The following is an 11,540-nucleotide window of genomic DNA, read 5'->3' on the forward strand; positions in this document are numbered from 1 at the left end:
AGTGGGCTGTGGTGATGACTTTCGACCGCTAACCAATTACTGTTGACGAATGAATCAGATGCTGGAAAATAACAACGATGAATCTTGCAGCCAAGGCTTGAGCGCTTGCGTTCAAAGCCTGGGAATCGATCGCATCGAACGCCATATTTTTATTTGTGCCGACCAAACCGTGCCCAAGTGCTGCGATCGAGAAACCAGTCTGGTGGCTTGGAATTACTTAAAAAAACGCTTGCAAGAATTGGGGTTGGACAAGCCAAAAGCCGATCGGCCAACCTGTATTTTTCGGACGAAAGCCAACTGCCTGCGAGTGTGCGCGTCTGGCCCGATTATGGTAGTCTATCCAGACGGAGTGTGGTACCGCGACGTTACGCCCGCCGCGATCGAGAGAATTATTCAGGAACATCTCATCGGCTCCAAGGTGGTTGAAGAATACGCTTTTTTAACTCATTCTTTGCCGCAGCCAGCCAGCGGGGAACCAGATATTTAACTGCTGTGCTGTCAAAAAGTACAGCGCGATAAGTAAGGTGTTAAGTTTAAGGGTGTGAATTTGAAGGCTCGGGTGCACCTGGGTGGCGATCGAACAACTGTAGTTTCTGGCTGGTCTATGGTAGTACGGATGGTGACTGTGGTTTTTTGAGGAGGTGCATTTGTGAAGTTCGAGCGATCGTGCGGCAACATTTTTGCCAAAAGTTTCTCAGTACCGGACATCAAGTAGTTTGCCAAACTACACTATAAGTAGTTAAATACGTAAGTAGGGAGTCTTTAAATTTTTCTATATCAAAAGTACCAATTAAAACCGGGGTATCAACCTGCAATTGAACATCTCCAGATTAAATATCTCACACCTGGCCCTCCGAGCGGGTGTCTCCCACAAGTCAAAGGCTGACAAAATCATCCATGACAAGTTACTCGGGAGTTAATTTTTGTTAAGTTAAGCCCGATCGTCAGGATTAATTGGGCGATCGTCCATCGCAGGTTTTGACGAAAGTTCCTAGTGGCAAGGCATTTACCAACTTTCGTCCGATAGCTGCAAAAGGAAGCGGTAACACCCGCCCCGCTTTCCCCTCAGCGCCACAGCATCACTCGCTAACAGCCGTCCGCCATCAAGCGGGCGTTGGTACTAGCGGGGGATGCCCAGAACCAACAAGAGTGAAAACAAGAAATTGTGCGGGGTAGTGTAGCGGGAATAAATATGAAGGACAATTCAGCAGACCAAAAACGGCTGATGTTGGTTGACGATGACCCGAACTTGATCTTGCTAGTCAAGGATTACTTGGAGTTTCGGGGTTACAACGTCATTACAGCAGAAAACGGCAGACACGCTCTCGAAAAACTCGAACAAGAAGTCCCCGATTTGATCATCTGCGATGTGATGATGCCGGAAATGGACGGGTACACTTTAGTCAAACACATCAGAGAAGACCCCCGCACGAGCTGGATTCCGGTTCTTTTCTTGTCCGCCAAAGGTCAAAGTTCCGATCGAGTAAAAGGGTTGAGCACTGGGGCTGATGTTTATATAGTCAAGCCTTTTGAACCCGAAGAACTGGTAGCTCAAGTAGAATCTTCTCTGAAAGCAGCATCCCGCTTAATTCGCCACTCAAATCCAGGTATTGAGAGCGGCCCAAGAATTAAGGCGCGCCGCAATGTCGAATTGACTCCCACTGAGTTAAAAGTGGTACAGTTGCTAGCTCAGGGTATGGCAAACCGCCAGATCGCAGATGTGATGAATGTCAGCCAGCGGACTATCGAGAGCCACGTCAGCAATATGCTGGGCAAAACAGGTCTGCACAACCGGACAGAGTTAGCTCGCTGGGCCCTTGAAAGCAAAAAAGCTTGAGCTCGGGGGCCCTCTGCTTTGAAATCAGGAGGGCACTCTTGTACTGCAAGGCACTTGGGAAGGCATGACGGCGGTAGTTTGAAGCCCCATTAACCTTGACACCGCAGCCGCATTGAGTTACTGGGCTTATGGTTGGTGAGGGCAATCGCGATCGACGAATGCCAGCAGCCTTAAAAGAGCCCTCTGGCGGTAGAGCCGAAAATATGAAATACTGGGGGGATGGAGTTTTCTGAAGTCTAATCTATTGCCTCAGTTAGCTCCATGTTGCTAAAATGTGATATTTAGATTAACTTCTTTCTACAATTATTAGGTCTAAGTTTCTATGACAAACTTAATGAACCGCCTTTCTATTTTTGTGGACGGGAACAATATGTTCTACGCTCAACAAAAGAACGGCTGGTTTTTTGATCCTCGCAGGGTGCTCGAATATTTCAAAACTTCGCAGCCGAATGTCATCTTGATCAATGCTTTCTGGTACACGGGTTTGAAAGATCCCCAAGATCAAAGGGGATTTCGAGATGCTTTGATCAGTCTGGGTTACACGGTTCGCACGAAGATTCTTAAGGAATATTACGATGATGCTTCGGGCAGATATTCTCAAAAGGCTAATTTAGACATAGAGATTGTGGTTGATATGTTTAATACGGTGGATCAGTACGACCAAGTTGTGCTGTTTAGCGGGGATGGGGATTTTGAGCGGGCTATAGAGCTACTGCGATCGAAAAATACTCATATTACTGTGGTATCCACCGAAGGAATGATTGCTAGAGAATTGCGAAATGCTACAGATAGGTATATCGACCTAAATGAAATTCGCGAACATATCGAGAAGATGGATTATTAGTCAGTTGACAGTTGACCTGGGACAGTTGACCTGGGACAGTTGACCTGGGACAGGGAAGTAGTCCGATTTCATTAATCATTAGTCATTAGTCATTAGTCATTAGTCAGCAGTTAGGCGTTATGGGTTGTTAATTATTAATTATTCGTTATTGGCGCGAAACATGGGACTGGTGACTGGGGGCTAATTGCCCAGAACAGCGGAAAAGTAAAAATCAGGAAACACTTTTGTAGAGCTATGAAAACTCAACCAAGTCAAGACCGGATTATTATTTTCGATACGACTTTGCGGGACGGAGAACAATCTCCGGGTGCATCTCTGAATGTGGATGAAAAGCTGACTATTGCCCGCCAGTTAGCGAGATTGGGCGTGGATGTGATAGAAGCGGGTTTCCCTTTCACCAGCACGGGAGATTTTGAGGCTGTCCAAAAAATAGCCCGATCGGTTGGCACGGAAAATGGGCCGACAATTTGCGGTTTGGCAAGGGCGAGAAAGCCGGATATCAAAACAGCAGCCGAAGCTCTGAAACCAGCGGTAAACTCGCGAATTCATACGTTTCTGGCTACGTCTGACATTCACTTGGAGTATAAGCTGAAAAAGACGCGGGCTGAGATTCTGGAAATTGTGCCGGAAATGGTGGCTTACGCTAAGTCTTTTGTGGATGATGTGGAGTTTTCGCCGGAAGATGCTTGTCGTTCGGAACCGGAGTTTTTGTATCAGGTTCTGGAACGGGCGATCGCCGCCGGTGCAACTACTGTTAATATTCCCGATACTGTGGGCTACACAACTCCGAGCGAGTTTGGGGCTTTGATTCGGGGAATTAAGGAAAATGTGCCGAATATCGATCGCGCAATTATCTCGGTTCACGGTCACAATGACTTAGGATTGGCTGTTGCTAACTTTTTGGAAGCAGTAAAAAATGGCGCCAGACAGTTGGAATGCACGATTAATGGCATTGGCGAACGGGCGGGAAATGCGGCTCTGGAAGAGTTGGTAATGGCGCTTTACGTGCGGCGCCAATATTATAATCCGTTCTTGGGAAGAGAGGCTGATTCTGATGAACCGCTGACGAATATTGACTCGCGCCAAATTTACAAAACTTCCCGCTTGGTTTCCAATTTGACGGGGATGTTGGTGCAGCCAAATAAGGCGATTGTTGGTGCAAATGCTTTCGCCCACGAGTCTGGAATTCATCAAGATGGGGTGCTGAAAAATAAGCTGACATACGAGATTATGGACGCTGAGTCGATCGGCTTAACCGAAAATCAAATCGTACTAGGCAAATTATCCGGCCGCCATGCTTTTCACACTCGCTTGAAAGAGTTGGGTTTTGAAATGGCCGACGATGAGCTAAATAAGGCTTTTGTCAAGTTTAAAGATTTAGCCGACAAGAAAAAAGAGATTACGGATTGGGATTTGGAGGCGATCGCCAACAACGAAGTCCACCAAGCGCCGGAACTTTTCCGGTTAGAATTGGTGCAGGTTTCCTGCGGCGACAAATCGCGGCCGACAGCAACCGTCACGGTGCGGACTCCGGCGGGGGAAGAATTGAGCGATGCTGCGATCGGCACTGGGCCTGTGGATGCGATTTACAGGGCGATTAACCGCGTGGTAAACGTACCGAACGAGTTGATCGAATTTTCCGTACAATCGGTGACAGCGGGAATAGATGCGATCGGCGAAGTAACAATTCGCCTGCGCCACGAAGGCAAAGTATTTTCCGGTCACTCGGCAAATACCGATATTATTGTAGCATCCGCAGAAGCATACATTAGCGCCTTAAATCGGCTGTACGTCTCATTGCAACCTAATCCTGAAAAGCCAACTCAGATCAGAAATGAAGTTGTTGCAGCAGAAGCACAGCGCTGATAAATTTATTGTCAGGCATCTTTCTTAAAAAAAACCGCAGACGAACCAAGATCATAGCAGATAAATCTCAATTAATCTGCGTTAATCCGCGTTCATCTGCGGTTTCAAATTATTTTTTTTACCAACAACAAACGTTAAAAAAATGCAAGACGAAACTTTAAAAAAAGAGCGAGAATTCCACGATGCTTGGGCATCCACAATCGATATTGACGGCATTCGAGTCAATGATTACTTTGAAGCTTGTACCGCCCCAGAAAATAGATTTATCCTCAAACAAATGGGCGATATCACAGGTAAACGCCTGTTAGATTTAGGCTGCGGCGCGGGAGAAAACAGCGTTTATTTTGCTAAAAAAGGCGCGCATTGTGTAGCAGCAGACTATTCTCAGGGCATGGTAGATGTGGCGCTGAAATTGGCAGAAAAAAACGGGGTCAAAATTGAAGGTTGCACGGTGAATGCAATGGCGCTAGATTTCCCCGACAACAGTTTTGATATTGTTTACGCTTCTAATTTGCTGCACCATTTGCCGGAACCAGAAAAAGCAATTCGCGAAATGCAGCGCGTGCTGAAACCGGGCGGCAAAGCTTGTTTTTGGGACCCGATGAAGCACAATCCGGTGATTAATGTTTACCGCAGGATGGCGACTGAGGTGCGGACTGAGGATGAAACTCCTTTGGATATTAATATTGTGAAGTTTGTCGAGTCTCTGTTTTCCGAGACGGCTTACGATACGTTTTGGCTGACCTCGCTGTGGATTTTTTTGCGCTTTTATTTGATCGAAAAAGTTCATCCTAATGATGAGCGTTATTGGAAGAAGATTATTCTTGAACAAGAGAGATTGAAACCGGAATACTCTCGGTTGGAAGGGTTGGATGGGTTTTTGAAGAAGTTGCCTTTGATGAAGCGTTTGGCTTGGAATTTGGCTGTGGTAGCAACGAAGTAATTAAAAGAAGTTCGGCAACGGATTTTTTAACGGATGTAACGGATGTAACGGATTGAAGTGGTAGGGTGCGTCAGTTTTGAGATTCTTGCATCAGCGCCGAAAGTATCATTCTGACGCACCATTTGTTGTGAGGTGCGTCAGTTTTGAGATTGTTTGTTGGTGGCAAAAATAATCGTAGCTGACGCACCCTACTTAAAACTATAAAAAGAAGTACAATAAGTCTAAGCATTTAATTAAGAGGCTAATTATGCCAGAAACTATTACTGCTATCTACGAAAACGGGGTTTTTCGCCCTTTGAGTTCTGTGTCTTTCCAAGATGGGGAAACTGTGCTACTCAAAATAGTGCCGGAAGTTTCAGCGGAACAGCTTAAGAACGATCGCGAATTAGCGATTAAGCTGATGGATAAACGCGGGTTAATCCGTTGGCCAAATAAGCAAAGTCAAATCGATCCAGCCGAATTAGCGCGACGCGAAAAAAATTGGCGCGAACTGTTTGAAAAACTAAAGGGAAGACCTGGAACACCTGTCTCTGAAATAGTTATCGAGGATCGCGGCCCGTGGTAAATGCTTATTTTCTCGATACCAGCGCTTTGGTTAAACGATATGTGCCGGAAATAGGAAGTAATTGGATTCAATCAATTGCTGATGTGGATAGCAATAACGATTTAGCTATTAGTCAGCTTACATGGGTGGAGGTACACAGCGCATTTGCGCGCCGTCAGCGCGAGGGAAGTCTGTCTGCTAGTGAACTAGATTTATTGTTGGAAAAGTTTCGCAATGACTTTAATACTCAATACCGAGTAATCGAAGTTGACCCAGCGTTGATTGAAAGGGCAGGTCAACTGGTTATTCAATACCCGTTACGCGCCTATGATTCTGTACAATTGGCATCGGGTTTGTACGTTCAATCTCTTTTAATATCAATGCCAGAAACTCAACTAATTTTTGTGTCGGCCGATAACAGACTGCTGAATATTGCTCAGTTGGCAGGATTGGCGATCGACAATCATAATAATTATCCGTAATCAAATGGTTTGTAGTGGGGAATGCGAGTCCTCCGATAGATGCGGACTGAAGTCCTCACTACGAACCTATATTGCTGGGGTGGTTATCTAGAGGATTTCTTTCAAAGTTTTAAGTAATATTTGATTTTGTTCTTCCGTACCTACACTAATCCGCAATTTGTCTTCTAATCGGGGCTGATTGAAGTATCGAATCAATATTCCCCGTTCTTTCAGTGTTTGATAAATCCTTGCTGCATCGCCCTTTGGCGGCTTAACTAACAAAAAGTTGGTTTGCGATGGCCAAACTTCAAAGCCTAATTCCTTGAAGATAACTGCTAGTTTTGCTCTGGAAGCCTTAATCTTTTCGGCGTTGGCTGTTTTGTGGTCTGAATCTGCGATCGCACCCGCCGCCACCGCATAAGCTAAAGCATCCACATTATAGCTGTCTTTAATTTTATTTAATTCAGCTAACAACATCGGATTTGCTATGGCAAAACCCAACCGCAATCCTGCGAGCGAATAACCTTTTGAAAGCGTCCTCAATACTATAACATTACTGTACTTTTTTGTCAACTCCAAAGCATGATTTTCTGCGAAATCTACATAAGCTTCATCAATGACAAGAATGCCCGATAAATCTTGAGCCAGTTTCTCCAAATCTGCCAGAGATATCGCTGTTCCAGAGGGACTGTTTGGCGAAGCTACAAATGTGACTGCACCTCTGGCTGCTATTAACAAATCGACTGGTAACTTGTAATCTTCGGGATAGGGAACTTCGACAAATTCTGCATCTTGAATTTGAGCTAAAGTGCGGTACAATACGTAAGTAGGCGCAGGACAAACAATCGGTTTTCCAGCTTCCCCCACAGCGCGAACTATCAAGTTTAATAAATCGTCGCTGCCGTTACCTACCGCAATCCAATCGTCAGGAACTCCCAAAGCTTTACTAGCGGCGATGCGGAAACTTTTGCCAGTTGGATCTGGATAGCGCCGCAGCATTTCTGGGTCTATTTCCTGAAGGACTTTTAAGGCTTTTGGAGAAGGCGGATAGGGATTTTCATTAGAATTTAATTTAATAATTTTTGTGCCTAGCGGCGGCTGTTCCCCCGGCACGTAGCCAGACATTTCCTGGATGCTTTTGCGAAAGTAATTCATCTATTATCTGCGTTAATCTGCGTTAATCTGCGGTTAAAAATATCATATCAAACAATTAGTGACAATCCGCGTGATACCCAAATCAATTAACTTTTGCATATCTGCTGGATCGTCCACTGTCCACGCCACAATGTCAACTCCCTGACTGCGGCTTTGTGCAATTAGTGCGGGGTTTTCCAGCAAGACACGATACTGGCTGCTAATCAAGTTATCGCGATTGGCTACAGCTTGAGACAATTGAGTTTTGTACGTTTCTAGATTAGCAACGATGTGTCCGATCGCCAAATCGCCATCTACCCGCCGCACTTGTTCCAGAAATTTCTCGCTAAACGAGGTAATAACGCATTTTTCTTTAATTCCTGCACCGTTCAAAGTATTGACAAAATCCGCGACTTCTGCATCAGACCATTCGCAGTGCGGCTTGACATCAAAGTAGAGAAATTTGTCCACATTTTTCAGGATAGCTAACGCTTCTTTTAAGGTAGGAATTTTTTCTGCTGAAAATTCATCGCCAAACCATTTACCCGCATTGAGTGTCTGCAATTCTGACAGGTTTGTTTCCCTGACTTTACCGGAAACTCCGGTGATTCTATCCAGTGTAGCGTCGTGGAAAATCACGGGCACGCTGTCGGCTGATAGCTGGATGTCAAATTCGATCGAATTGGCTCCACGGGCGATCGCCAGTTCAAAAGCTGCTAAAGTGTTCTCAGGGGCGATCGCCGAAAATCCCCGATGTGCGATAATTTCTAAATTCACCGTCTTGTGTCCTCTAAAAATTGACTTGTTGCATAAATTCTGATTGATAATTCAACCGCAGATATAAGACAGATAAACACAGATGCAACGCAGATAGTTTCAAGAAGAGCGAGCGAATTAATGCAATAATTCTATTCTGCCACAGTTTTCAGACTTCTAGAAATGGGGTTTCTTTTGCCAACCATCCTATTTGAGGTCAGAAACCCGGTTTCTTTCCAGATACTTCGCCAACAAACCAAAGACTCAGAGAAACCCGGTTTCTGATCCCAAGCATCCTCATCCTAAATTTTCCCTTTTAAGCTAAACAAAAGAAACTGAGTTTTCTGCGCTTCATCAAAATTGTCATCACTGACCAAAACTACACTTTGACTTCCATCTGGCAACGGCGGCCCGAGAGTCATTCCCTCTAAATTATACAGCGGAATTCCCAGCTCGATCAAGTCTAGCAGCAACTTTTTTCTAACAGGTTCGACCATTGCCATTTTCCCTTTAAAACTCTTGATTCTGGAAGTATCTGTAGCCGCCCCAACCGCTACTTGATAAATTTTAGCGCCGTATCCAGACAGTCCAAAAGAACGCTCTAAACTCAGAAACTGACCGCCGCCGACAGTTACTAATTCGGTTAAACCGTTCAAAACAGTCATGGGAACTTGGTCTAGCTTGTAAAGATTTTCTGAGACTAATTGTGGTGTTTTGTCAACGATGATATAATGTAAAAGACGGAGTTTGCTTGCTGCTTCCGGGTCTAAATCTTGCTTTAGCGGCGCTGCCGTAGCTGCGAACAATCGAAACGGATCGAGACCGCCGGGACTAAAGGTTTCTGGGTCGATGCTTAAAGATTCAAAACCTAAATTGTCCAGCACTCCTTGCTGCTGTTGTTCATCGCTGGCATCGGGAATGTAGCGCTTGGGAATCGGCAAATTCCCGCGCATTTTTCCGGTTTTGAGGTCAAATTCGCCGACAAAAGGAGGGATGCCAGCATGGGTGACGCCTTCGCTGGCGATAAATACTGAATTGCGGGGAGAAAGGGCGATGCCTTCGGGATTTATCGAACCCCAAGGAAAGGTTTCACCCTCTGCTTTTTTGAGGGAGGTAACGCCTTCAACCGCAACTTTTTTCAGGCGAATATTTGCTGGATCGCTGGAGGTGAGATCGAGTCTGAGACTGTAAAATCTGGCTTCTCCGTTTTCGCTGTTGTCGTCGGAAAGAGCGTAAAAACGGTAAGCTTTGGAAGTGACTCCGCTAATACCTTTGGCGTCGTAGGTAATTCCTGACAAACCGCCGACTGGTGCTCCTTCAAAGTTGACTTTTGGCAATTGGTACTCGCCCAAAAAGTCCAGAGATATTTCAGGAAAAGAGCGGTCACGAGCAACTGCGGGGGGAGGGGCGCAAGCTGTGCAAACTGTTAAAAAAATTAGGGCTAAACTGAACAGGCGCAAAATGCGTTGGCGAAGCCCGCCCCTACGGGGGCTACGCCAACGAAGAGGATCGCCCAACGCCTTTAAATCACAACAATTGCTCAGTGCGGTAAATTTTATTTTGTCGATCTTGTTGAACAGTTTGCTTTTGTGCCATCTTTGTGACATGATTTATACCGTTTTGTAGATATGCAAAATTTGATGTTTCGAGCAGGGCTGCCGAATCGCGGCAATTATATTTCTTTTATGAGAAATTCCTTGCCAATTGGGTGCTTGCTTTTCTTGTCGCTGTGTGCTGGTTCTATTGCTAGCGCCCAAACTAATCCACCAGGCCTCGATCAATTTTCTCCTAATCCTCTAGAAATTACCACACCCGATCCCCTAAAACCCGCTACTGAATCTTTGAGTAACACTCAGCGGGACGAACTGACAGTCGCTTTGGAACAGTTAAGCTTAGAAGCAGCGGCTAAACTGCAAGCTGGAGATGGGGCTGGTGCTTTTGATATTTGGTTCCGAGAATTGCGGCTGCGCCGATATCTCGGCCCGGGGGCGGAAATTGCTGCTTTGAGTCGGGTGGGAAGTGTTGCTTGGAGTAGCAGTAAAAACCTAGAACTACAGCTTATTACTAAACGGTTGCAAGCAATTCAAAAACAAGTCAAATCCCAAGTTCCGCTAAATACTGAGTTGCTTCCCGCCTTGGCTGCGGCTTTTCAGCAGGTGCGCGCTAAAGGCTCGACTGTAGAAGTTTACCAAGAAATTCTCGAAAATGCGCGCCAAAATCAAGATATATTGGCTCAGGGTCAGATTTTAAAGGCGATCGCACTTATTCACATAAATTGGCTGAGTTACGATAAAGCTGCTCCCGTGTATGAAGAATTGGCAACTTTAATTCAGGAAAACCGCGCTGTATTTGCGGCTAATTCTGCGGTGCCAAATTCAGTTTTATCGGCGGGAAACGGCGCGCCACCGCAGCCTGTAACTCCTCCCACTGAGGTGGATACTCTGAGACAGTTGGCCTACGTTTACCAGCAGGCGAAACAACCTCTAAAGGCGATCGCAGCCCGGGAAAAACTAGCATCGGTGTATCTTAACTTACAAAATCCCAGCGCTATACCACCGCTCAAAATTGCGATCGCCACTGATTACCAAATACTTGGTCAAATCAACCTAGCAGCTCAATATTATCAAGAAGCATACAATTTAGCCGTCCCCATTCAACAATATGCCCAAGCTAGCGAAGCTTTGGATAAATTAGCATTGCTTTACCGAGCGCAAAAACAGCTAGAACCGACTGTGCGAATCTATCAAATGCAGTTGCTGTTGGAAGAACGGGCTTACAATTGGTACGGAGTCATGAATGCTTACGACAATCTCGGTCAAGTTTATCAGGAAATGAAGGCTTACGACAAAGCTTTAGAAGCTTATCAAAAAGGGTTGGAAGTGGCGAAAAGATTGGGACACCGAAAAGAGTATTTTGACAAGAAGATTATTAAGGTTAACAAGCAATTACAAAGGACTTCGTAGTAGTTGTTACATCCTGATTGATGAGTTTTATATATTCGAGGCTTGTAGGGGCGGGTTTAGCGCTAAATATTCAGATTCGGCAGACAATCTCAATACAAAACCCGCCCTTCTGGTGCTTCGTAGTAGTTGTTACATCCTGATTGATGAGTTTTATATATTCGAGGCTTGTAGGGGCGGGTTTAGCGCTAAATA

The 11,540-nt window shown here is 45.4% G+C and carries 11 protein-coding genes; 8 read left to right on the plus strand and 3 right to left on the minus strand.

The features are described 5' to 3' along the window. Window positions 1-58: 58 nt before the first annotated feature. The 7 genes from QUB68_RS05215 (at window position 59) to QUB68_RS05245 (ending at window position 6,516) form a co-directional block, all read left to right on the plus strand. Window positions 59-487 carry a (2Fe-2S) ferredoxin domain-containing protein gene (locus QUB68_RS05215; protein WP_332990173.1) on the plus strand — a complete coding sequence of 143 codons (429 nt, stop codon included), beginning with the start codon at window positions 59-61 and terminating at the stop codon, window positions 485-487. 705 nt (window positions 488-1,192) lie between these two features. After that, on the plus strand, window positions 1,193-1,837 hold the full coding sequence (locus tag QUB68_RS05220) for a response regulator transcription factor (RefSeq protein WP_332990010.1): 645 nt from the start codon (window positions 1,193-1,195) through the stop codon (window positions 1,835-1,837). A 322-nt stretch (window positions 1,838-2,159) separates the two neighbouring features. Continuing rightward, window positions 2,160-2,681 carry a LabA-like NYN domain-containing protein gene (locus QUB68_RS05225; RefSeq protein ID WP_006633075.1) on the plus strand — a complete coding sequence of 174 codons (522 nt, stop codon included), beginning with the start codon at window positions 2,160-2,162 and terminating at the stop codon, window positions 2,679-2,681. A 234-nt stretch (window positions 2,682-2,915) separates the two neighbouring features. Continuing rightward, entirely contained in the window at window positions 2,916-4,547 is a 1,632-nt protein-coding gene (locus QUB68_RS05230; protein ID WP_332990012.1) for a 2-isopropylmalate synthase, read from the plus strand. Between the two features lie 142 nt (window positions 4,548-4,689). Beyond that, window positions 4,690-5,490: a class I SAM-dependent methyltransferase gene (locus QUB68_RS05235; protein WP_332990015.1), complete on the plus strand. Its 801-nt coding sequence runs from the start codon at window positions 4,690-4,692 to the stop codon at window positions 5,488-5,490. Between the two features lie 247 nt (window positions 5,491-5,737). Beyond that, window positions 5,738-6,055: an antitoxin family protein gene (locus tag QUB68_RS05240; RefSeq protein ID WP_332990017.1), complete on the plus strand. Its 318-nt coding sequence runs from the start codon at window positions 5,738-5,740 to the stop codon at window positions 6,053-6,055. Further along, window positions 6,049-6,516, plus strand: coding sequence for a type II toxin-antitoxin system VapC family toxin (locus tag QUB68_RS05245; RefSeq protein WP_332990019.1), 468 nt, complete (start codon window positions 6,049-6,051; stop codon window positions 6,514-6,516). Before QUB68_RS05240 ends, QUB68_RS05245 begins: the two co-directional genes overlap by 7 nt. 87 nt (window positions 6,517-6,603) lie before the next feature. Here the strand turns inward: QUB68_RS05245 and hisC are convergent, their stop codons facing one another. From hisC to QUB68_RS05260, 3 genes are all read right to left on the minus strand, one after another. Then, the gene (gene hisC / locus QUB68_RS05250) at window positions 6,604-7,650 is read right to left on the minus strand and encodes a histidinol-phosphate transaminase (RefSeq protein WP_332990021.1); all 1,047 of its coding nucleotides are present in this window, start codon (window positions 7,648-7,650) and stop codon (window positions 6,604-6,606) included. Between the two features lie 42 nt (window positions 7,651-7,692). Further along, window positions 7,693-8,406 carry a glycerophosphodiester phosphodiesterase gene (locus tag QUB68_RS05255; protein WP_332990023.1) on the minus strand — a complete coding sequence of 238 codons (714 nt, stop codon included), beginning with the start codon at window positions 8,404-8,406 and terminating at the stop codon, window positions 7,693-7,695. A gap of 281 nt (window positions 8,407-8,687) precedes the next feature. Continuing rightward, window positions 8,688-9,722 carry an esterase-like activity of phytase family protein gene (locus QUB68_RS05260; protein WP_332990024.1) on the minus strand — a complete coding sequence of 345 codons (1,035 nt, stop codon included), beginning with the start codon at window positions 9,720-9,722 and terminating at the stop codon, window positions 8,688-8,690. Window positions 9,723-10,013: 291 nt separating this feature from the next. Between QUB68_RS05260 and QUB68_RS05265 the strand changes: the two genes are divergently transcribed. Beyond that, a complete protein-coding gene (locus tag QUB68_RS05265) occupies window positions 10,014-11,348 on the plus strand; it encodes a tetratricopeptide repeat protein (protein ID WP_332990026.1) in 1,335 nt (444 codons plus the stop codon). Window positions 11,349-11,540: the final 192 nt, after the last annotated feature.

The organism is Microcoleus sp. A006_D1 (assembly GCF_036702805.1).
Classification (GTDB): domain Bacteria; phylum Cyanobacteriota; class Cyanobacteriia; order Cyanobacteriales; family Microcoleaceae; genus Microcoleus.